At 43.5% G+C, this 23,021-nt stretch carries 15 protein-coding genes; 6 read left to right on the forward strand and 9 right to left on the reverse strand.

All coding sequences use genetic code 11. From position 1 onward, the window contains the following. Nucleotides 1-76: 76 nt before the first annotated feature. Nucleotides 77-4,600, forward strand: coding sequence for a UvrD-helicase domain-containing protein (locus tag ACS8FA_RS21520; RefSeq protein WP_439265506.1), 4,524 nt, complete (start codon nucleotides 77-79; stop codon nucleotides 4,598-4,600). Between the two features lie 74 nt (nucleotides 4,601-4,674). Then, a complete protein-coding gene (gene recD / locus ACS8FA_RS21525) occupies nucleotides 4,675-6,897 on the forward strand; it encodes an exodeoxyribonuclease V subunit alpha (RefSeq protein ID WP_439265508.1) in 2,223 nt (740 codons plus the stop codon). A 105-nt stretch (nucleotides 6,898-7,002) separates the two neighbouring features. Here the strand turns inward: recD and ACS8FA_RS21530 are convergent, their stop codons facing one another. Then, complete coding sequence (locus ACS8FA_RS21530) at nucleotides 7,003-7,566, reverse strand: hypoxanthine-guanine phosphoribosyltransferase (protein WP_439265510.1); 564 nt, start codon at nucleotides 7,564-7,566, stop codon at nucleotides 7,003-7,005. 102 nt (nucleotides 7,567-7,668) lie between these two features. After that, nucleotides 7,669-8,337, reverse strand: coding sequence for a hypothetical protein (locus ACS8FA_RS21535; protein WP_439265512.1), 669 nt, complete (start codon nucleotides 8,335-8,337; stop codon nucleotides 7,669-7,671). Nucleotides 8,338-8,639: 302 nt separating this feature from the next. On the opposite strand from ACS8FA_RS21535, the gene ACS8FA_RS21540 reads away from it, so the two are divergent. The 3 genes from ACS8FA_RS21540 (at nucleotide 8,640) to ACS8FA_RS21550 (ending at nucleotide 11,839) form a co-directional block, all read left to right on the forward strand. Then, entirely contained in the window at nucleotides 8,640-10,322 is a 1,683-nt protein-coding gene (locus tag ACS8FA_RS21540) for a carbon starvation CstA family protein (RefSeq protein ID WP_057760164.1), read from the forward strand. Between the two features lie 115 nt (nucleotides 10,323-10,437). Further along, on the forward strand, nucleotides 10,438-10,749 hold the full coding sequence (locus tag ACS8FA_RS21545; RefSeq protein ID WP_439265514.1) for a cory-CC-star protein: 312 nt from the start codon (nucleotides 10,438-10,440) through the stop codon (nucleotides 10,747-10,749). 73 nt (nucleotides 10,750-10,822) lie between these two features. Further along, complete coding sequence (locus ACS8FA_RS21550) at nucleotides 10,823-11,839, forward strand: ArsA family ATPase (RefSeq protein WP_439265516.1); 1,017 nt, start codon at nucleotides 10,823-10,825, stop codon at nucleotides 11,837-11,839. 25 nt (nucleotides 11,840-11,864) lie between these two features. On the opposite strand, the gene ACS8FA_RS21555 is transcribed toward ACS8FA_RS21550, so the two are convergent. The 3 genes from ACS8FA_RS21555 to ACS8FA_RS21565 all read right to left on the reverse strand — a co-directional run bounded on the left by ACS8FA_RS21555 (nucleotide 11,865) and on the right by ACS8FA_RS21565 (nucleotide 16,365). Beyond that, the gene (locus ACS8FA_RS21555) at nucleotides 11,865-13,541 is read right to left on the reverse strand and encodes a GTPase/DUF3482 domain-containing protein (protein ID WP_439265518.1); all 1,677 of its coding nucleotides are present in this window, start codon (nucleotides 13,539-13,541) and stop codon (nucleotides 11,865-11,867) included. A 239-nt stretch (nucleotides 13,542-13,780) separates the two neighbouring features. Beyond that, a complete protein-coding gene (locus ACS8FA_RS21560; RefSeq protein ID WP_439265520.1) occupies nucleotides 13,781-14,764 on the reverse strand; it encodes a sterol desaturase family protein in 984 nt (327 codons plus the stop codon). A gap of 200 nt (nucleotides 14,765-14,964) precedes the next feature. Next, nucleotides 14,965-16,365, reverse strand: coding sequence for a DUF2868 domain-containing protein (locus tag ACS8FA_RS21565; RefSeq protein ID WP_427620078.1), 1,401 nt, complete (start codon nucleotides 16,363-16,365; stop codon nucleotides 14,965-14,967). A gap of 219 nt (nucleotides 16,366-16,584) precedes the next feature. Between ACS8FA_RS21565 and ACS8FA_RS21570 the strand changes: the two genes are divergently transcribed. Next, the gene (locus tag ACS8FA_RS21570) at nucleotides 16,585-17,376 is read left to right on the forward strand and encodes an SDR family oxidoreductase (protein ID WP_439265522.1); all 792 of its coding nucleotides are present in this window, start codon (nucleotides 16,585-16,587) and stop codon (nucleotides 17,374-17,376) included. 45 nt (nucleotides 17,377-17,421) lie between these two features. On the opposite strand, the gene ACS8FA_RS21575 is transcribed toward ACS8FA_RS21570, so the two are convergent. The 4 genes from ACS8FA_RS21575 to prpF form a co-directional block, all read right to left on the reverse strand. Continuing rightward, nucleotides 17,422-18,990 (reverse strand): bifunctional 2-methylcitrate dehydratase/aconitate hydratase, encoded by a 1,569-nt coding sequence (locus ACS8FA_RS21575; protein WP_439265523.1) that lies wholly within the window; start codon nucleotides 18,988-18,990, stop codon nucleotides 17,422-17,424. 143 nt (nucleotides 18,991-19,133) lie between these two features. Beyond that, the gene (locus ACS8FA_RS21580; RefSeq protein ID WP_057760177.1) at nucleotides 19,134-19,760 is read right to left on the reverse strand and encodes a GNAT family N-acetyltransferase; all 627 of its coding nucleotides are present in this window, start codon (nucleotides 19,758-19,760) and stop codon (nucleotides 19,134-19,136) included. Between the two features lie 71 nt (nucleotides 19,761-19,831). Next, nucleotides 19,832-21,685, reverse strand: coding sequence for an ABC transporter ATP-binding protein (locus tag ACS8FA_RS21585; protein ID WP_439265525.1), 1,854 nt, complete (start codon nucleotides 21,683-21,685; stop codon nucleotides 19,832-19,834). Between the two features lie 38 nt (nucleotides 21,686-21,723). Then, nucleotides 21,724-22,965, reverse strand: a complete 1,242-nt coding sequence (prpF, locus tag ACS8FA_RS21590) for a 2-methylaconitate cis-trans isomerase PrpF (protein ID WP_439265527.1) — start codon at nucleotides 22,963-22,965, stop codon at nucleotides 21,724-21,726. Between the last annotated feature and the right edge of the window lie 56 nt (nucleotides 22,966-23,021).

The raw sequence follows: 23,021 nt of genomic DNA on the forward strand, positions 1-23,021 counted from the left end.
CCAGTTATTTAGAACAGCCTCTAATTAGTTTTTGCTATTTTGTTTTGATAAATAATAATTAAAAGTATGCGCCCATATGACAGACCTTAGCGATCCAACCAGTACCATTGACTTGTCTACACAACCGAATTTATTTGATGAATATTCAGATGAACTGACTTTATCTGCTGTGCCTGAGCGTAAAAATGATGTCATACCGGCAGTTGAGGTTGATCTAACGGGTAAACACCTGATTGAAGCCTCAGCGGGCACGGGCAAAACTTGGACGTTGACCGGTATCGTGCTGCGCCTACTGATCGAAGCGCGACGTGCACCAGAGCAAATCATTGCCACGACTTTTACACGAGCCGCCGCTGCCGAAATGCGTCAGCGTATCCATGATCGTTTGGTAGATTTTTATCAATTATTACAATGGGTTAATAGCCTAAGTGCCGATACTAGCAATAAAGAGAGTCTCTATCCCAATATATTGCAAGTCTTGCCTGAAAGTAATAAAGACACACAGGCAGGCAATGGTTCAAGTACTAATGCAGACGCTGAAACAGATATTGACGATTTAAATCAAGACCTTGCTACTGATAAGCAAGCGGCGGCAGAGAAACGTAAACAAGCAAAAAAAGACCGCGAAGATTGGCTGGTTAATCAGGCCAAATATGTGCGCTTAGATGGCATCATGCAAGATCCTATTAACTTGCATCTCGTCGGCTATTTGCTAGATCACGTGTACAGTTACCCCATGGCGGAAGCTATTAGGCGTACGGCACTGGTACTAACCACATTGGATAAGCTGTTTGTAGGTACGCTCGATAGTTTGGCGCAAAAATGGTTGACGGAGTACAGTAGCGAAACTGGTCACCAGCAGGGTATGGGGATTATTGAAGACAGCAGTATTGAACAGGTAACTGACAGTATTATCCATGATGAGCTGCGTCAGTTTCAGAGCCGCTTATACTATGAGCAGCCTAAGCTTTACGCGCTAATGGATCAGCAAGGCAAACTGTCTGCAGTGGGCGATCATAAGAAATATGTAACGCGCTCGCTTAATTTTATCTCTGCGCCGATTGATGAAATAAGACTTGATAAAAGCTTTGACTTTGATGCATACGAAAAGCTAATCAATGAGTTCTCTCAGTTAGATTTAGCTGATATCCAGCCTTATTTAAATCCTGATTATAGAAAGTCTCAAGGGTTTCGTGGTGGTTCTAATTTAACCAAACAGTTTAATGCCATTATCGAGGTGCATCAAAAGATATCGCAGTATCAGATGACATTTAATAGCTATTTAAATGAGAGCGAAAACAAGATTCTGACATCATTGCAGGATTCTAGATATCCCGATGAAGATGGCAAAATTAAGAACTTTAATAAGAATAAAGAAAAAGAGCATCAGACGCTTTTTGAGTTAGAGACTATTAGTAAGTTAATGGCTATCTTAGAGATGCTTGATAGTTTGAATCAGCATATTTTGTTGGTATTAGCCAATCTTAACCGTCATATTGTGCTGGCTGTGCGTAATAGACTACCAGTAATTTTAGAAGAGCGCGGCGAGACGACCTTTAGTTTGCAGATGGTACGCTTAAACCAAGCATTGACTGGCCGCCAAGGAGATAAGCTGGCGCGTTATATTCGTCATCATTATCCTGTGGCATTGATTGATGAGTCGCAAGATATCAATGGCGAGCAAGCCATTATGATTGAAAGCATTTATTTGCCAAAGAATAAGCGTAAACAGTCGGACAATGACAAGCAGTCAACCACTAAAAAAGCCAATAATGAGTTTTTGCTATTGGTTGGTGACCCCAAGCAAGCTATTTATGGGTTTCGTGGTGGCGATGTGGCCAACTATAACTATATGAAAGCCCAGTTTGATAAAAGCGCCCTTTGGACGCTTGATATCAACCGACGTTCTAATGCCGGTGTGATTAACGCATTGAACTGTTGGTTTGGTATGGCTGATGCCACAACTGCTGAGAATAAATTAGCTCAATTAGGCACAGGTATTTATTACCAACATATCAAAGCGGCAAAACCAGAATATGAGCTGTCTTGGTTTAATGAGTCAAATAGTCTGGATGATGTGCTGGTGACAGAGGTGCTTTCTGCTCAGCCAGTGAGCTTATTGCACCTGCCTTATGATAAGGACAAAGAGTTTGATTATGATGAGCATGAAATAACAGCTCGCCATATAGCCACTTTGCTTAATAGTGGTCAGACACTTAAAGGTAAGCCGATTCAGCCGAGTGATATTGGGGTGCTAGCACGTGCCAAAAAAGATCTGAAAAGAGTCGAAGACGAGCTAGTAAAACTCAATGTGCCGACCTTGACCACCAGTGATGTCAGCATATTTGAGACTATCATGGCAGAAGATGTAGCGGCGCTACTGAGTGCTATGCTATATCCGTATCGTCATGACATGATTAATCGGGTATTGACCAGCCATCTATATGGACTAAGTATCAAAAACATCAAAGCCATGATGACGGATCATGAGTCAGGCATTACCGAGGGTAGCAGTACACCAAGCGCCCGTTCAAATAAGTCTAATTCGAAAGAATTCTCAGCGAATGAAGCTGCTGATACTAAGAAAAGCTATCAAGACTTTATTACCTATCTAAAAGAAGGGGCACAGCGTTGGCAGCACTTTGGCATCTTATCAGCGCTACATTATTTATTAGATAAAAGTCCCGTGCAGCCGCAAGGCGTTTGGCAGGCCCTAGCTGCTCATCCAGAAGGTGACCGTCATATCATGGACTTGCGTCATGTGATGGACATCTTGGCGCAGTATGGTCTAGGTATGGGTGAGTATGAGTTGCTGGCGTGGTTCAGGCAGCAGATAGATAAAGCGCCTAATAGTGATTGGGCTAAGCAATATCCGCTACCGACAGAGTCTGGCGTGCAACTGATGACCATTCATAAGTCAAAAGGGCTTGAATTCCCTATTGTCTATGTATTGGGAATGGGTGATGCCAGTAGGAAGTCTGGTAATAAAGAAGACTATGGGCTGTATTTATACAACGCGCAACAAGCGCCCTCAGCGCTAGTGCGGCAGCCGATAGACAGTCAATCGACGGGAAATCAGCGCCGCTTCTCACCACTGCAAGGCTCTGCCACGGTTGAGGATTACTATACTGATATCGAAACACAAGAAGGTTTTGATGAGATAAGGCGGCTTGGTTATGTGGCATTTACTCGGGCCAGTGAGCAGCTTTATGTGGTGCTGCGAGATCCGAGTAACAAGACAGGGTTTGAGCTAAAGCCAGTGTTTTATTGGTTTGAATCGTCAGAAGCAAAGTTCGAGCTACCTGATAGGCTCAAAGGCATTGTAGGCATGCTCAGAGGGCATAAGGTTAATGAGTTCTATGACAATAATTACGCAAGCAATGGTGCTAGCTCAGCAGGTATAAATGACAAAGTTCATATGGCTGCTACCAAGTCAAATGCTCATAAGCCTACGACAGAAGCTATTGAGTACGCGCCTTTTGCAGAGGTGATGAAAACCAATTATTTTTATGGTTGGGCTAAGACCAGCTTCACCGCTTTGGCGCGTCAGCTAGATGAATCTACACAAGCAATGGCGATAGTGGATGAGCGTATTGATGATGCGATAGACATTGATATGACAGAGTCTTCTGTTTCAGACCTTTCTTCACTGAATAGCAAAGAGTCTCTCGAACAAGACAGTGAACTAAGCCTCAAGTCAGAAGAGGATATCCGCTTTACCTTTGTAAAAGGTGCCAATGCCGGTACGTTTTTGCATGAGATATTTGAACAAATCGATTTCACTAATAAAGCCCAGTGGCATCAGGTTATTGATAGAGCGATTAATAGCTATCAGTTACCGCTGATATATAGTAGTGCTGAACAGCAGAGCCGCAGATCACAAGGAAGGAAGAAAGGAATCAACGGTGTCATTGATTTCGATTCAATAGATACAACCAAGCATGAGGCATTAATCAATTGGATTGAAGAAGTGTTGCATGCGCCACTGTTGGCTTCCAATCAACCCTTGATTGCTCTTGATAAAGGTAAGCGATTTGCCGAGTTAGAGTTCAACATGGGATTGTCAGAGAATTTCAAAGCACAGGATATTAGTCAACTTTTTCAACGGTATTTACCTGACGAGACAGATAAACACGTTACTCTAGTGCCACAAAATAAAGCACATCTATATCGTTATTTGCGTGGTGAGATTGACTTGGTGTATGAGCATGCTGGCAAGTATTATGTGGTCGATTATAAGAGTAACTTTCTAGGAAATAGCCTAAGCGATTACAATGAAGATACGCTCAAGAAAGCAATGTCCAAGGCGGGGTACTGGCTACAAGCAGCAATCTATCAAGTAGCATTGCATCGGTTCCTTGCTATGAGGATCAGTGATTATACGGGTAACGAAGATAAATATTTAGGCGCTGTAGAGTACGTATTTTTACGCGGTGTGTATGACCCGAATGCTCAGGCAGCTACTATGCCTACATCGCAAGATGTGGTTCAGTCTAATCACGATAACTTGAGCAGTAATAGTTGCTATGGACTGGTTACTTGGGATATTCCCATCGCATTCATTAAAGGTCTAGATGCCTTGTTTGGCCTGCCTGATTAATAAACCTTATATAGCAATTAGATAGATAAAAATTGTTATAGCAGTTAATCAGATTAAAAAGAGATAAATATACGATGAGTAATGATAACAATAAGAGCAAGTCAGCCATTAGCTTACAAGAGAGCTGGGCTAGTAACATCAGCGATTATATCTTGTTGCGTCGTCAGCAAACACATGTAGCATATGACGCGGTAGATGCAAAGACAAACGATAAAAACAGAAGAATCGATAAGTCAAAAGATAGCGATTTATTTACGGCTCTATTCGTTATTTTAGCGGCTCATTTGGAAGAAGGGCATACTGTATTAACCATTAATGCAGCCGATCATGAAGCTCCCATGCAAGGGCAAATTAATGGGGAAGTGGTCACGTTATACGCATGGCAGCAGCAATTATTGGGGATACTGGCAACACCAATTTTTGCACTGATTGATACTCAGATGAAAACGCAACTAGACACGCAACCAAACACGCAACTAGACGATGATACTACAACGGAGACATCGCTATTTGTATTACTGGACACTTTGTTTGGTCAGCGAGATTACCTGTGGGCGCAGCTAGCACTTAGTAACCATGAAAAAGAGACGTTGATCAAACGTTTTGATGCGATAACTACGTTATACCAGCGCTTGAAAAATAGCGACTTAAATACTTTCGTTCATTCAATCCATGAGCATGCTTTATTTGCTAATGTTAAGGCGAACAGTAATTGTAACAACAATCAAAATAGCCTAAGCAAAGATAATCAACCAATTATTTATAACATAACTAAGAATAAAGAGACCCAAAGTTCAAAAATCACATTTTGGCTACACCGCACATGGCAAGCAGAATTTAACTTAGCACAGCATATCAATCATATTTTGAATCAGCAGATAGTGCCTTTAGACATAGCCATGCCTGAGAACTTAAATGACCAACAGATAGCCGCTATCAATGTGGCGAACAATAATGCATTTAGTATCATTACTGGTGGCCCAGGGACAGGTAAAACCTACACTGTTGCTCAATTGGTTATCGCGTTACAACAGGCGACAGAGAATAGGGGAGATGAGTCTGAACATATTAGGTTTAGCACAGACAGTGCTAGTCTAGCATTAGCAGCGCCAACGGGTAAGGCGGCCCAACGTATGCAGGAGTCTCTACAGGCGGCTTTAGACGACGCAAATGTAGAGCTACAGTTGCAAGAGGCAAAAACCATCCATCGTCTGCTAGGTATCGGTCGAACGGGTAGACCGCGCTACGATGCCAACAACCCACTCGGTGAAGATATTATCATCGTTGATGAAGCATCTATGCTCGGAGTTGAGTTAGCCAATTATCTTGTGAGCGCAGTAAAGCCAGGTGCTAGGATAATACTATTAGGCGATGCTAATCAGTTAGCAGCCGTCGATGCAGGAGCAGTATTGGCTGATCTCTGTCGCATTCCGCTACTGCAACCCATACATGCAGAACTAACCGAGAGCCGCCGATTTAGCGCCGAGTCAGGTATCGGTAAACTGGCCACTCAAATCAATAAAGCAGAGACAAATCTTCAAGCTATTTGGCAATTATTAAGGCAAGACGCTGCTTTGAGTTTTCAATATGTTAACTTGTTACAAGCAGAGTCTATATTAAATAATAATATAGAAAATAGCCTAAGCAAAGAAAAAGCTATTTCAAAAATCTCCAATAATTACCAATCATACATAAGTAAAATTAGAAATTTACTAAAGAATCCAATAGAAAAATCCGTGCCAGAATCAGTTAAAAATACTACCTCTTCGTTAATGGAAGTATTTAATCAATTTAGAATCCTCACTGCTGGCCATAATGGTGAATGGGGCGACCACTATATCAATAACTACCTCACTCAATGGCATCTTGCTGAGTTAAAGTTACCATTGGGACAAAACACGTGGTTCCATGGACGTCCTGTTATGGTGCTACAAAACAACTATGAGCTTGGGCTATTTAATGGGGATATCGGTTTCTGCTTACAAACATCAGATGAAAGGAGCCAATTAGAAGTATTCTTTGAAAATAAGACACAAGGGATAGCTGTTAATTTGCTAAATGAAGAGGTGATAGCCACAGCGTATGCAATGACTATTCATAAGTCACAAGGATCTGAATTTAATCATGTTGCTATTACTTTTGATAATAGTCATGCAAGATTGCTGAGCAAAGAGCTTATCTATACGGCAGTGACTCGTGCTAAGAAGCAGGTAACGATATATAGTACCAAGCACGCCTTAGAAAAAGCAGTTCAAACACCAACTGAGCGGCATACTGGTTTGGCATTACAGTTTTAACGATTCATTCAAGTTGTTGTCGGCACAATAAATCAGCACAATAAAAAAGCATCCAATTTGGATGCTTTTTTAGGACTTAACTATTTTAATCAATTAAGTCTAGAATTAAACTTTGTCTTCTTTGATTGCATAGATACCTGGCAGGTGACGCAAGTAACCATGGAAATCCATACCACAACCGTAAACATAGCGATCTGCAACATCAATACCCACAAAATCTACATCAAAATCTGAAACTTTGCGATCATGTTGTTTGTTAAGCAAGACACAAGACTCAAGTGATAGAGGCTTTTCTTTGCTTAATTCTTCAACAACTGCTTTTAGGGTAATACCTTCGTCAAAGATGTCGTCGATTAACAATACGTGCTCACCTTCGATACTAACATCAGGCTTGAATTTCCAATCAAGCTCATTAGTACCTTCGTTATCGCGATAACGAGTCGCATGGATATAATGCATGCGATGGTAGAACGTAAGATGTGTCAGTAGCTGACCAGCTGGGATCAAGCCGCCGTTCATCACGACCATAACAATTGGGTTTAGACCAGCATAATGTAGATTGAGCTGAGCGGCCAAACGCTCATAAGCAGCAGCTACTTCGATACTGCTAATAAGGCACTCTGAGTTGCGTAAGGTTTTTTCAATTTCTTGGTTACTGATTTGGGTCATCGGGTGCGCCTTGGGTAAAAAGTGCCGCTTATTTTAGCAAATTTTAGTGAATTTGCCCAACGTCATATGACTTTTGGGACAAAATTAATCCAACTTTTGGGGTTATTCTGGCTTTTCTATAATAAATGGACGGTAATAATTGGCCAATCTATTCAATGAGTCATTTGGTAGGTCAGGTAATAGCTTATTAAGTGCCATACTCATGCCTTTATCAATTGCGGATTTGGCAACTGGAACTGACTTACGCTTGATCATGCCTAGCTTTAATGTCTCGGCATAACGACTGATAAAGTGGGTCAAAGTTTCTTCGTTCATGGTTTCGAGTGCTGTTTTAAATTTGGCTCTATCCACATGTTCAGGCGTGATAGCAGCAAACCCTTCAGTGATGGTATCGGCATCTTTTTCTGACAGTTTAAAGCCGACACGTTTAACACCTTCATTATCAATAAAGGTTGCGTGATCTCTTAGAAAATGAAAACTTGGTAATACGTCTTTGTTGTTTTCTTTACCTAGTAAGATATTGAGTAGAGTATCTGTTGCGCGTTCAATCGTTCCAACAATTTTACGCATAGAGGCTTGGCGCTCAGGGTTAGGAATAATATCTACCAAACCAACCAATAAATTATCAGTAAGATCGCGTGCTGTCTGATGCGTAAGAGCATCGCGATAAGGGTAGTACTCTACATTCTCATTTGAAGCAACGACTTGTTCGGCCTCACTGATTAAAGCTTTTAGTTTATCTGAGGGTACGAATCCAAAATAATGTGCCATTGCACTTCCTTTATTTGTTGTTTTTTATGTCTTACTTACGTTACATTTATCACCAAATCGGTTATTATTCAAACAAAGTTTCAGTCTCAGGCTCATCAAACCAAATGCTGATTAGTGACATGCCCTAGTTATAAGATAAATGACTTTGTTGATTGGTAATAATTTTGCAAATTGCTAGAATTTACCTAAACGATAGATGAGCTGAGTCACTCATCGCACACTAATTTAGCATATTTTTCATATTTTAATTCAAAAAGCTTGAACTTATAAGGCTATTGACTACTTGTCTAGGGAGAGATGAGATGAATAGTGCTATCGTACTACTATTCGCCGTTGCCGCTATGCTTTGCGGCTACGTGTTTTATTCAAAATTTATCGCCACCAAAATTTTAGCATTGGACAACAGCCGTCCTACACCCGCACATACGATGAAAGATGGGATCGATTATGTTCCCACCAATAAGTATGTATTGTGGGGGCATCACTTCACGTCAGTGGCAGGGGCTGCACCAATTATCGGTCCTGCCATTGCGGTTATTTGGGGCTGGGTGCCTGCTATTATTTGGGTAGTGGTAGGTACTATCTTTATGGCTGGTGTACATGATATGTCTGCTATTTGGGCAAGTATGCGTAATAGAGGGCAGTCGATTGGCTCTATCGCTGGTACTGTCATGGGCACACGTGTCCGCAGCTTGATGATGGTTGTTATCTTCTTATTACTACTGATGGTCAATGCTGTATTTGGCGTAGCTATTGCCAATATGATGATCAAGACGCCATCTGCGGTATTGCCAGTTTGGGGTGCCTTAGTGGTTGCCTTTATCATCGGGCAGTGTATCTATCGCTACAATATGAATTTGGTCTGGGTTTCCATTATCGGGGTAACGGCCTTGTACGGGCTTATCTATCTTGGCCCTATGTTCCCGATTGTGTTACCTGAAACCGTCATGGGTTTGCCTGATAACGCAGTATGGATCTTGATCTTGTTCGCCTATGCGGCGATTGCATCGTTGTTGCCTGTATGGATGCTACTTCAACCTCGTGATTATATTAATGGCTTACAGTTATTTGTCGGTTTGATTTTATTATATGCCGCTATTTTTATCGGCACGCCTAATATTGTCGCGCCAGCCGTTAACACTGCATTACCAGCGGATACACCGTCACTTCTACCATTATTGTTTGTGACAATTGCTTGTGGTGCCATATCAGGTTTCCATGGTTTGGTTGCAACAGGGACCACTTCTAAGCAGATTGATAAAGAAGAAGACGTTCGTTTCGTTGGTTACTTCGGTGCATTGGGTGAGGGTATGCTAGCGCTTGGAGCAATCCTTGCAGCAACCGCAGGTTTTGCGACTCTTGGTGATTGGCAAGCGGTCTACCAAAAGTTCGGTGATGGCTCTATCGGTGCGTTCATCGACGGCGGTGCGACCATATTAAATGCCGGTGTTGGTATCGATATGGTGCTATCACAGACCATGCTTACGGTAATGGCTGCATTGTTTGCTGGTACTACGATGGATACTGGCGTACGTTTACAACGTTATATCTTCCAAGAATTTGGTGAATTTTATAATTTGCCCGTATTGAATAAGAGTGTCGTTGCAACGTTACTTGCTGTCGGAAGCTGTTTGTTATTAGCGTTCGGTGCTGGTGGTATCGATGGCGCGGGCGGTATGATCATTTGGCCGCTATTTGGTACAACCAACCAGTTAATGGCTGCCTTAACCTTGATGATCGTTACCATCATCTTATTACGTAAGGGCAAGCCAGTTTGGTACACCTTGGCACCATTGTCGTTCTTGTTGGTTATGACTGTCTTTGCACTATTGATTCAGCTCAAAACCTTCTTTACTGATGGTAATTGGCTACTTATTATTATGGATATTATTATCTTAATCGCGACCATTTTGGTGACGTTTGAGAGTTTGTCTGTACTACGAAAAGAGTGGTCACTACATAAAGGTAAAAGCGGTGAGGTTTAAACATTAAACCATATTGAGTATCTGTTTAATAAAAAACGCTAGCAGCAATTGCTGGCGTTTTTTGTATCATATAGGCATGATAGATCATAAGAATTAAGTAAAATACGAGCACATTATGGGAAATGAAAACACATCGAATGATATAGAAAATGTTCAACCATTAGAGAGCACTCAACCATGGTGGCAACGGTTTAAGAGTGGATTAAATGAGTTTTATCATGCGCCTTATCGTCAGACAATGGCACGCGCGGCACGTGATGAAGAAGACTTTTTTATGTTGCTTATGTTTGCTGAGAGTTTGGGTATTGATAATCCCGCCAGCTTTTATACATTAGAGCTACAGCCATTATTTTTAGAGAACTTTCATGAGTGGCATACACGTATGGGGATGGATAGATGTCCATTTGACCACGTTGGGTGCTGCTAACAGTAGTGGATTGACTATATAAAAAAGTAGCTAAGCATTTATTAGATAATGAGACAAAATACGAGATAACAATATGGCATTACACCCTTTACATGGATTGGTAGAGCAGTTGGAGACACAGCCGATTATATTTATCGGCGGCAAAGGTGGTGTAGGGAAGACTACCACTGCAGCAGCCCTAGCCAGCTACTATGCAAGCCAGCAGCAAAAAACCTTAATTGTCTCAACCGATCCGGCACATAGTTTGGGCGATGTACTAAATACCCAGCTCAATAACGCAAAAACAGTAATATCACCTTATCTAGATGCGATTGAGTTAAATCCTGATGTGATTGTCGATGAACATTTTGCTCAAGTTGAACGTACAATTAGAGCTTATGCCAACCCAGATATGATGCCAAAAATTCGTGAGCATCTGAGGCTATCTAAGTCGGCACCTGGCGCCCAAGAAGCTGCGATGCTCGAATCCATGTGCCACCATTTAGTCGAAGTGGCAGATGCTGGGTATGAACACATTATCTTTGATACTGCGCCGACAGGTCATACTTTGCGATTGTTGGTATTACCAGAAATGATGGGGGCGTGGACAGATGGGCTGCTTGCACAGCAGCGGCGACAGGCCAAATTACGTTCGGTGGCGACGCATTTGGACAGTCACAATCAGAAAAACAGCGCTCAAAAGAACGATGTAGCCAATCCGTTTGCCGCAAAGAAATCAGATCGCTGGGAACAAGCCGTCTCAGTATTAGAAAAGCGCAAGCAATTGTTCCGCCAGGCAGGGTTGCTACTACATGACCGTACACAAACAGCGATTGTGTTGGTGATGACCGCTGACGTCTTACCATTGGCTGAGACCAAGCGCGCTATCGAGCAATTGGAAGATAGTAAGCTCATGCCAGCAGCAATCGTCGTTAATCAGCTGATATCAACAACGCAGTCGGATGATTTTTGGCGCCGCCGCGCTGAGCGTCAGCAGCATTTGCTGCAGGATATCGAACAAAGCTTTACCAAGTATCCGCTGTATCCGATTTACCTGCAACAGACAGATGTACGCGGTACTGATGCATTAAGTGCGTTGTTAAGTGTATAGAGTGCATAGATAGTTCGCTGGTAATTTATGACTTACGCTTATACGACTGTAACTTACCTGACAGAGACCATGCCATGTCTGTACGTAACAACTGAGCTTGTTCGGACTTACCGCTACTAAGCGACGACCATTGTGGTTTACCACGCGCTTTTTTGAGTTCACTTGGTAATTTATGAGCTGGCCAGACAGTAATTGGATTATTGTCTTCATCTGCATGATCACTGTCGTCAGTTAACGACGTTCCAAGACTGTTTTTTTCGCCCTTATATAATAACTGAGTGGCATCTGTAGCAGCATGACCACGATGGCGTAATGCAGTAAGTAAGTCTAATGCTCGTGTTGCTAATAGCGTCAATGTTGCAGGATCGATATATAAGCGTTTTACCCCAGTAATCCTATCGGCAATACTGCTGGTATTCGATAGCAGCCCGCCTGCAATACCACCTATTGCGGCACCCAATCCCAGTGTCGTACCTAAGGCTGCTGCATCGATACCTAGTCCTAGAAGCGCACCAGCTGCTGCACCAGAAGTGGTACGAATGCCGTAGCTTTTGAGAAGTTCAGGGTCGAATGGGTCTTGTTGATAGGCTTGTAGTTCAAGCGGCGTTGCAGCGACGGCATTGTCATAAAACTTATAAAGGTTAAGTAAGTTGTGCTGCATCGCACGCTCACTTTGTCTAACGGCTTCTTGCATTTGCTGTAACACAGGCAGTGGGTCGTCATCTTCATTGATCTCGCGTACAAAGGCAGCAACATTCAATAAAAAATCAGCGATGATGATATTGGCCTCATCATACAGCTGCGCCCAATCCTCAGTCCGTCGTTGCATCAGCTGCTCAAGCATCTCAGAGTGGGTGAGCATAGTGGCCAGGTTTTTCCATAGACGCATCTCATCTTCAAACTCAAACGCGACCGAATCGAAACGCGTTGAAATATGCAGATTGCGTCTTGCCAGCATCGTTTGCCAGTCGTCGATATTGGCATTCTGACTGTCGGTAAAATTAAAAACAGGCATCACAGGAATCGCAGCCCAAGACAAAATCGCTAGCTCGTCTTTATATTTACCCAATACAGGCTCACGAGCATCTACCACGTAAATGGCCATATCACTTGTCAGCAGCTGACGAATTACTTTGGCTTCTTGACTATAATCATAGGGCAAGTCATAGCTGTCTGCACCTTGAGCGACATCCGCCGCCAAAAACTGTTGCAAGCGCTCAATACCATCACGGCGACTGGCAGTGTTGTCCTCTAGCCAATCCATAAGCCCTGAAGCATCTTCCAGACCGGGTGTATCGTATAATGCCACTAGCACATCACCAGTGCGACTGTCTGTCAGCTGTGCTTGCTCGACGTGACGTGTAGTTGCAGCTTCGTTTTTGACTTCACCAAAATATACGTCACGCAATAACGTGCGCAGTATAGAGGTTTTACCTGTATTGGTATGACCAACGACCGCCAATTTAAGCGGTTCACCACTAGCGATGGTTTTCTTTGTCATCTTTGACACTGGTGCTGTCGTTGCTGATGCTTCGGTTGATACAGGTTGATTATCCTGAGTAGCTATTGACTGAGCTACTGTGAATTTTAAGGTGTTGTCTGAAGGAGTACTTGAGACATCAGGGGTCGGCTCATAGGCCTTATCCGCAAAGAGACCTGCAGGCTTATTATTCTCATGATTATTTTTATTGTCATTATTCATAGTAACGTCTTATATTTATTGATGGCAAAAACACACAGTAGCCATTTATTGTAAAACAAATCTGATTGAGTATCGGTTATGAATGCGTATTGTCATATCATAAATCGTAGTCCACGCATTTGTAATCATGCTCTAGTCGGTTCAATATACTTTGGCTACAAGGAAGACGAGTGAAAGCACTACAAATAGTAGGCTAAGCGAGACTGACACCGTATCCAATGTATAGAGAATTGACTATATTAGACAGCACTAGGTGGACGCAGCAGTACCTTTAGCTTTTTCTTAACACCTTTAGCACGAAAAAACCGCTGCCACATACGGTAAAAGACGCCAAATATTAGGCTGATGATATTGTCATGACTGGTTTCACCAACGGCACCATATTTGACGGGGTTATTGATGGTATCTTCTTCTACATAAGTACCAAACCAGCGATCAAAAATAATGAGAACACCGCCGTAATTTTGATCAATGTATTCGTCGTTGGTGCCATGATGGGCGCGGTGATTGGATGGGGTATCAAAAACATACTCAACCCATTTTGGAAATTTTCCGACTGTTTCGGTATGGATAAAGAATTGATAAATCAAATCTAAGGCGTAAAAGAAAAATACCCACACAGGATGTACGCCCAACATCATCAGCGGAACAAAAAACAACCACCAACCCGTCACTGAGTACAGCAGGCTTTGACGCATGGCAGTGGACAGATTCATAAGATCGTCTGAATGATGCACGACATGCGCTGACCAAAACCAATTCATACGGTGTGACGCGCGATGGAACCAATAATAGCTAAACTCAACCGCGACGAATATAGGGATGGCGGTAAGCCATGTCACCTCAATAGTAAATAAGCGATATTGATATAACCATAAGCAGATAGGTATGACGATAAGCGCTTGGACAATCAATTCAAACCCTAGATAAGAGCCGCCCAAACTAAAATTGGTCATCGCACGGCGCCAACTAAAGCTTTTACTATTGCCACGCTTGGACTGATACAGCCATTCTGCTAAAAATAACAAGAAAAATGGGCCACCAGCCAGCGGTAGCAGCCACTCCTGCCAATACGCGGGTAGAATGCTTGCCAGCATTGGCTGCCACGACTCTGGCGCAGCCGTTAAGATACTTTGGTTTAATGCCTCTTTGTAACCATCCAATAGTTGACCATATTGACCTAGGGTCATAAGGGGGCTGTTTAAAGAGTTATCTGCTGCCATCTTGGGCTCCTAGCCACTATAAAACATCCTTGTCGTCTTGATATGACGTCACAGCCATTAAAACGTATCTTAACAACTGTTATATCAATAAGTCTTTAGACCTGCTTAAGGTGATAGACCTATAATATTTATTTATTGTATATCATGCGAGTCATAACGATAAGTTCATACTTGAGTAACAGATTAAAAATTAAAATGTGTTAAGTAGCTATATCAACCAAGCCAATTTTTCGTGCAGAGAGCGCCGTTTGCCACTGCTGATAACGAACCGCTTGTTTGTCTAATGGCTCATCATCGGTACGTGCGTTAGTCAATCCTGTAGAAACGCTTTTATTACCTAGCAGTTGTACGATAAGCCCATCTTTGGCGTGAGCAGCGATTTGATCAAGTTTACGTAGCGTACCGCGGTCTGGCAATGCATTGCTATGAATCCCAAGCAAGACCTGTACAGGATGCGCATCTAAGTAATTTTTGAGCCGTGCCATATCATCACGGTCATCGACGATACCAAAATTCTCAACCTCGCTTGATTGTTCAAAACCATGATGACTGCCATCAAGCCCTGACTGCCACCATTTATCCTGATCTGCAGGGTATTCAAGCAGCACAACTAACTTCTTGCCCGCACTGACTGTCGCTTTTGGTGCGATAGGGGCTGGCGCCTCAGTAAAATCATCAGCATCAACCACATGCCGCTGCCAAAAATTTAGGATTTTTTGATAATAGGGTTGTTTGATATCCAAACGCATTTTTTTGCGGCGGAATATCAATGCACAAAATGCCCATGCTATCGCTCGCGGTACAATGCCGTACATCAGCAAGCTACCAACTAGTAACCCTGCCCATTGCCGTGCAACAGACAGCGGCATGGCTTCGGTGACAAGCCTGCTCTGTGCGATCGCTGTACTGTCTGGCACACCAAATCCCACCATACTAGGTAGCCAACCTAATATCTGAGTCAGGCTCACAAGCGCCTGATCAGAGAGTAAGGTTGACTCCCAGCTAAAGCTATACTGACGCACAATCAGTAAAAATATAATTGCAAGTAGCATACCGGTCAATGTCGCGAGCCACAACTGATGGCTAAACCGCCCCAAATACCAACGCATACCGCTGTGCTGTAACTGGCGCTCATACAGATCGACGGCCGCCTTGGTCACATCGTCCTTACCGCGTATGAGATAACTTGGACTGACAAAGCTCGCAAACCAACTGGGCGATTGTTGATCTCGATTGACAAGGGTCATGGCAAGCCAGCCACCAAGCATAATGGTATGAAAGCCAAGCAGACAGACCAACACATAAAAGAAATTCACAACATTAGACTGCAATAACGTAAATAACCCCAAAAACCCTGAGATACACCACACCACGCTCATAACGATCATAATACCCTTTATGCGACCATCAATCTTGCCTAGCACACGCTCAAGCGCCCCGTTACTATCTATACGTGACGCCCGTCGATGCAGCTTTTGAATAGGCGTGCCATCCTCGCCCTGTAGTTTTTCCGTGATTAATAACGGGTCAGTGGCAAAGACGTGCTGATCGGTCTCTAAGGCTCGTACCAGCTCGGTCAGTTGATCTTGGGGTGATAGCATAATGCGATAATATCCGTATGAAGGCGTCAATATAAGAAATAGGAAGCAAAAAATGCGCGTTCTAATCGTTATAGATTATTGTAGCGTATATAGAATGAGGATGACTTTTATTATTTTTATCATAGTAAACGCTTATAAAGTCAGCCAAAATGAATAAATGAAACCCAATCGTGTCAAAAAGCGTATAAAAGAGACATATCAAAAAAAGGAAGGTGCCATATGAATAACGAAATGAATAATAAAACCTATCTTATCATCGGTGGAACAGGCGGCATTGGTCAAGCCATGATACAGCAGCTAATACAAAAAACGACTGTGAGTCAGACGGACAGTCAATCTCATCAAAGCCATCGCACACAAGTATTTGCTACTTATCATCGAAATGAGCCAAACATTGAAGCAGAAAACCTGCATTGGCTGCCAATGAACGTCAGTAATGAGGACAGCATCAAAAAAGCTGCCGATACCATCAAACAGACAGTCGGTCATGTGGATTGGGTAATCAACTGTGTGGGATTACTACATACAGAGACAGCGCAGCCAGAAAAGGCCTTGCGACAGATGGAAACGGAGTTCTTTTTGCAAAATATGCAAATCAATGCGCTAGCCAGTTTGCTGATAGCCAAACACATCAAACCGTTGCTCGCCAAGGCTAATCGCAGCGCCAATCATCCTGCTATTTTTGCGACCGTATCAGCCCGCGTCGGTAGTATCACTGACAATCAGCTAGGCGGCTGGTATAGCTATAGAATGAGCAAGGCGGCGTTAAACATGGGGATGAAAAACTTGAGTATCGAATGGAGCAGATCACTTAAAGATGTATGCGTGGTAGTTATGCAACCAGGCACCGTCAATACCCAACTATCCGCGCCGTTTCAAGGCAATGTTGCTGATGGACATCTGTTCTCGCCAGCGTATAGTGCGGAATGCTTATTGGAGGTGCTCTCAGAGATGACTGCTACCCAGTCAGGCAGTTTTGTCGATTGGGCTGGAGAGTCAATACCTTGGTAGCCGTCAGGAGACTGGCGCTAGCGTACGTAGTAATGATCCATGAATCTAATACGCTTCAAACAGCGACATAAACTCATTAACCGGCGTCTGCTCTAGCCTTTCTTGATCGTCGCATAACTCAATGATCTGCTGACAGCGACTTTCGATAAAACGAGTGGCTAGACTGGCATGGAACTTGGCTTCCAGTACAGGGATACCTTCGGCACGTCGACGTTTGTGCCCGATGGGATATTCAACAGCCACTTGTTCCGTACTGCTACCATCGTTAAAGAAAACTTGAATGGCATTGGCAATAGAGCGCTTACTAGGGTCGTGGTAGTCTTTTGAATACTGCTCGTTTTCTTCTACAACCATCTTGCTGCGCAGCTCATCGATTGACAAATGTTGTTCGTGATAGTCGTCTTCATAGTTCTCTGCCATCAGATCGCCTGTCAGCAGCGGCACAGCCACCATATACTGCAAGCAGTGATCTCTATCTGCTGGATTGGCAAGCGTTCCTTCTTTTGAGATAATTCGAATTGCTGAGTCATGGGTAGTTAGGACAATTCTTTCTATATCGTCGATTCTACCTTTCACATGTGGGTGCAAAATGACTGCGGCTTCACAGGCAGTTTGCGCATGAAATTCAGCAGGAAAACTTATTTTAAATAAGATATTTTCCATCACGTAACTACCGAAATCACGCTGGAATTTAAAGCGACGTTCGCCTTCAGGCTTGGTCACTAGATCCTTATTGGTATGGCTAAATAGCACATCATAGAATCCCCACTGCGGTGCGGTTAATGCGCCAGGGATACCCATTTCACCACGTACCGTTATATCGACCAGACGTACCGCACGACTGGTCGCATCACCTGCTGCCCATGATTTTCGGCTGCCAGCATTGGGTGCATGCCGATAGGTGCGCAGTGCCTGACCATCGACGATGGCTTGTGAGATGGCTGCCATGATGCGCTCACGTGGTAGCTGATAAAGTTTTGCGACGACGGCTGTTGATGCCAACTTGACCAAAAACACATGATCAAGACCCACACGGTTGAATGAGTTTTCGAGCGCCAGTACGCCTTGAATCTCATGCGCCATGATCATGGCTTCAAGCACTGCTCTCATGGTTAATGGTGCTTGTCCTTGGCTGATATTTTTTTGACTAATATAGTCGGCGACTGCCAAGATACCACCCAGATTATCAGAAGGATGGCCCCATTCAGCAGCAAGCCACGTATCGTTATAGTCAAGCCAGCGCACCATGCAGCCAATATCAAAAGCGGCTTTGATAGGATCTAGTTTATAGGAGGTGCCAGGGACGCGAGCGCCATGCGGCGTTATTTGATCGGGGCAATCAGGCCCCAAGTGCTTGGTGCACTCAGGGAAGCGCAACGCCAATAGACCGCAGCCAAGCGTGTCCATCAGACAGTGGCGCGCGGTATTCCACGCATCAGTAGGGTTTGGGGATTGCCTATCTATTGAATAGTTGAGAACGTAATCGGCAATTTTTTGAATTTCATCGTCATATTCTGGACGGATGTTGCTCTCTACCGTCGCATCATTTTTATTTGAATTGGCTATATCTACATTGGCTGTATTTGAATGGTTATCTAAGTGATTATTTGACATGGTTGGTTCCTCATCCTGAGTGTGCTACTTCCTTGGCTGATTATCTCAGCCATCCTTTTAAATGAATCATTATTTGAAAGTAGCATACTCAATACGGAACAACCAATTTGAATTATGTTAAGAATTAAGATGTTAGCAGCGATCTAAATCATTAAGTACAACAGACCTAAAACAAACAAAGCGGCCATGATAAATAGCAGGAAACTTAACACTTTGGTCGTAGTTGACGCAGTATCCGTGCTCTCTTTTTTGATTTTGTTTTTCTTAGCAACGTATAGCACCATCTTTACATGCTCGATATTGTCCTCGAGATAATGCTCGCCTTCAGGTACAAAACCTAACGACTCATAAAAACTCAGTAAGTAAACCTGTGCCGAGATGATAATCGGGCGCTTTTTACCATACTTTTTGCGGCACTGTGCAATAGCCTGATTCATCATTTGCCGTGCTAGGCCATCACCTCTATGCTCCGATAGCACAAGCACTCTACCGATAGCAGGCATCGCGGTGTGGTTGGTCTTAATCGCAGGATCAGCTACTGATAGATTGGATTTTAGCTTATTAAACTCAGGTGGAATGATACGGCAATAGCCCACCAGTGCTGCATTTTGATGAGCGATTAGGTGCAAGCAATCAAAATCCACTTCATCCATATCTTGATAAGCACAGTTTTGTTCGACGACGAACACTTGCGAGCGTGCCTTTAGGATATGGTAAAGATCAACTGAGGTCAGCTCGTCAAAGGTTTTTAAGGAAAATTCACAAGTCATAATAGTCTAGCTTCTGGCGATAGGCGGTAAAATAGAGGCATTATAACGATTTAGGTACACATTAACCATTCCTAACCGTTTAGGGTCTGGCTGATTTTGTCTAAGTTTAGGCTATCAGACATGGCGCTAAAGATTTCAAAATATTTGCCGCGCTGGGCATAAAGTGCCTCGTGCGTACCTGTCTCAACCACTTCGCCATTTTCTATCACCACGAGATCATCCGCATCGATGATTTGGGCAATATTGTGCGAGACCATAATGACGGTACGGTCTTTTTTGATCAGATCTAGGCTTTTTTTGACTTGTTGGCTAGCAATGGCATCGAGGCTGGCTGTCGGCTCGTCCAAAAACACAATAGGCGGGTCTTTTAAAAACATCCTTGCCAGCGCGATACGCTGCTGTTGACCACCTGATAAGGATTTGGCAGTACTCTCATAGCCATCAGCTAACCCTATGATCTGCTCGTGGATAGAGGCTTTTTTTGCCGCCACGATGATGTCATTTTCGCTGGCATTCATATCACCATAGCGGATATTTTCACTGATCGTACCCGAAAAAATATGATTGCTCTGTAGTACTAGGCCGATGCGCTGGCGCAACTCGTGGGTATCACAGTCGGCCAAATCATGCCCATCTAGGCAGATCGTGCCAGCGTCTGGGGCATAGAACTTGACCAATAGATTGATAATCGTGCTCTTGCCTGCGCCAGAGAGGCCAACCAGCGCCGTGATACGGTTGGGCTTAATAGTGAAGCTGACGTCTTTGAGCGCTTGCGTCCCATTCGGATAAGTAAAATCGACATGTTTAAGCTCGATATGACCTTTTAAGTTGTCGCTACTGATACCAGCGATGCTCTCGACTTGGCTGTCATCTTCTAAAATATCAAAAAAACCTTCGGCATAGGTCAATGCATTATTTATCTGGTCGTAGATGCGGTGTAATTGACGGATAGGGGCGGCGACATTTTGAAACAGCATGACATGAAACAAAATCATACCAATGGTCATCTCACCTTGTAGGACAAAATAAGCGGTGAGAAGGATGATAACCACCACACCAATCTGCTCGATAAAGGTTTTGATGGCATCATAAATAAAGCCAATACTACGAATGCGTAGTTGATTGTCGGTCATTTCCTTTTGAATGGCTAAGTGCTTCTCAGCCTCGATGGACTCACGGACAAAGGATTTCACCACGCTGATTGAATTAATCAAAGAGATCACTAAACCGCTTTTGGCTTCTCGAAACCCGCGCATCTGCCGACGAAAACCTTGTAGACGCCGTGCTTGCTTTTGGCTAATAACAAAGTAAATGGGTATGATAATAAGACCCACCATGCCAACCCAAAAATTGGTCGAAAACATGATGATAAGTGCCACAATCGCATTGGCAAATAACGGCAGCATGTCGATAAAGAAGTTTTGCACGAGGCTGGTTAAACTACTAACACCATAGTCAATACGGGTTTGCAGTTTACCACTGTCATTTTCACTACTGGTATAAAACGCCATGCGATAGGTAAGGATGCGCTCAATGATTTTTTGGGACAAGTCACGAGATAAGTTGATACGAATCTTTTCACCAAAAAAACGCTGACCAAAAGAGATGAATATCGACAGGATCTCTTTGGTCAGCAAGACCGCGCTAATAATACCTAACATACGCAGACCTGCTTGCCATGGCTCGGCAAGCGTAGCAATTTCGGTCAAGGTATCAACGGTATAACGTAGTACAAACGCATTGACCTGCGCGGTAAAGGAGCCTAAGACGGTCAGCACTAAAGTAGCAATGATAAGCAGGCGATAAGGTTTAGCAAATACTGCCAGTTTTTTTAGAATATCCCACAGTAGCGCCCGCCGTTCTTTCTTTTCGACGGGAGGCTTTTTGTCTAATTGTACGCGGCGGGATTGGGGAGATGTTGGCATAAGATCTTATTAAAAATTAAAATAAGCCGTGTCTACGCTTAAAACGCATCCGCTGGCACAAAAACTTCGCCAACCATGATACGCCTTGCTGAGCGACTCATCGACACTTTTTTGGCTTGCCAGCGCCCATCGACCAGTTCGGTTTTTCCGCCAACGAGCAATGTACCTGATGGATGGCCAAAACGCACCTCTGTCAGCTCACCAGCGCCTGCTGCTTGATTGACGAGCGTGCCTTGTGTGGTTGCCGCAGCGGCGATAGCGACTGCTGCTGTACCCATCATAGCGTGATGCAGTTGACCCATACTCATAGCACGTACCACTAAATCAATCTCTTCTACATCGACCGACTTACCACTAGAGGCGGTATAGCTCTGTGCTGCGCCAACCCAAGCGACTTTAGGAATGTGTTGGCTAGTCTGTGCTTCAGAGACATCTTGGAAAAATCCCATAGCAACACCGCCTGTGGCACGGATTTTCTCAAGCTTGGCAAGTAGCTCACCGTCGCTATTGATGTCGCCTTGTAGCTCAGTACCCGTAAAACCTAAATCTTCTGCTTTCATAAAGATGGTTGGGATACCAGCGCTAATAAAGGTCGCTTTGACGCTATCGGTATTTAAACCGCAGCCAGTAACATCGAAGTCATCGACCAAGTTGCCAGTAGGGAACATGTCGCTGGTGGCATCTACAGGATCAATAAACTCAATTTTAACTTCAGCCGCTGGAAAGGTTACACCATCTAATTCAAAGTTGCCCGTTTCTTGAACTTGTACTTTATCATTCGCGTCTTTATAGACTGGAATATGCGCAATAATCGTTTTACCGATATTTTCTTGCCAGATACGCACTTCACAAATCCCGCTTTCAGCATTGTCATCGATACTATTAGCAATTTTGTCGGCATCAACTAGACCCATATTAATGGCACAGGCACCGACGGCTGCAGTTAAGTTACCACAGTTACCCGCCCAATCAATCATAGGCTTTGCGATATTGACCTGCCCGAACAGATAGTTCACGTCATGATCTGGTCTGTCAGAGGCCGATAAAATAACCGTTTTTGATGTGCTAGAGCTGCCATTGCCGAGACCGTCAATTTGCTTACCGTAAGGATCAGGGCTACCGATGACACGTAATAGGAAGTTATCCCGCGCAGAGCCTGCGACTTGGCAACGCTCAGGTAAATCAGACAGTTTAAAGAATGTCCCCTTTGAAGTACCACCGCGCATATGAGTAGCGGGGACAGATAGTTGTGGGGCGAATGTATTTTTATTATTTGACACCTTAAAGTCCTTTTAAATATTTTGTGATGGAAATATTGATTTTAAATAAGGTCTTC

The organism is Psychrobacter sp. 1Y1 (assembly GCF_051847395.2).
Lineage (GTDB): Bacteria > Pseudomonadota > Gammaproteobacteria > Pseudomonadales > Moraxellaceae > Psychrobacter.

Coding starts and splice junctions, on each gene's coding strand:
- ACS8FA_RS21585 (WP_439265525.1), bottom strand. CDS start 21,685: ATGCCAACATCTCCCCAATCCCGCCGCGTACAATTAGACAAAAAGCCT.
- ACS8FA_RS21575 (WP_439265523.1), bottom strand. CDS start 18,990: ATGTCAAATAATCACTTAGATAACCATTCAAATACAGCCAATGTAGAT.
- ACS8FA_RS21555 (WP_439265518.1), bottom strand. CDS start 13,541: ATGAATAATGACAATAAAAATAATCATGAGAATAATAAGCCTGCAGGT.
- recD (WP_439265508.1), top strand. CDS start 4,675: ATGAGTAATGATAACAATAAGAGCAAGTCAGCCATTAGCTTACAAGAG.
- ACS8FA_RS21520 (WP_439265506.1), top strand. CDS start 77: ATGACAGACCTTAGCGATCCAACCAGTACCATTGACTTGTCTACACAA.
- ACS8FA_RS21530 (WP_439265510.1), bottom strand. CDS start 7,566: ATGACCCAAATCAGTAACCAAGAAATTGAAAAAACCTTACGCAACTCA.
- ACS8FA_RS21540 (WP_057760164.1), top strand. CDS start 8,640: ATGAATAGTGCTATCGTACTACTATTCGCCGTTGCCGCTATGCTTTGC.
- ACS8FA_RS21560 (WP_439265520.1), bottom strand. CDS start 14,764: ATGGCAGCAGATAACTCTTTAAACAGCCCCCTTATGACCCTAGGTCAA.
- ACS8FA_RS21570 (WP_439265522.1), top strand. CDS start 16,585: ATGAATAACGAAATGAATAATAAAACCTATCTTATCATCGGTGGAACA.
- ACS8FA_RS21545 (WP_439265514.1), top strand. CDS start 10,438: ATGGGAAATGAAAACACATCGAATGATATAGAAAATGTTCAACCATTA.
- ACS8FA_RS21550 (WP_439265516.1), top strand. CDS start 10,823: ATGGCATTACACCCTTTACATGGATTGGTAGAGCAGTTGGAGACACAG.
- ACS8FA_RS21535 (WP_439265512.1), bottom strand. CDS start 8,337: ATGGCACATTATTTTGGATTCGTACCCTCAGATAAACTAAAAGCTTTA.
- ACS8FA_RS21580 (WP_057760177.1), bottom strand. CDS start 19,760: ATGACTTGTGAATTTTCCTTAAAAACCTTTGACGAGCTGACCTCAGTT.
- ACS8FA_RS21565 (WP_427620078.1), bottom strand. CDS start 16,365: ATGCTATCACCCCAAGATCAACTGACCGAGCTGGTACGAGCCTTAGAG.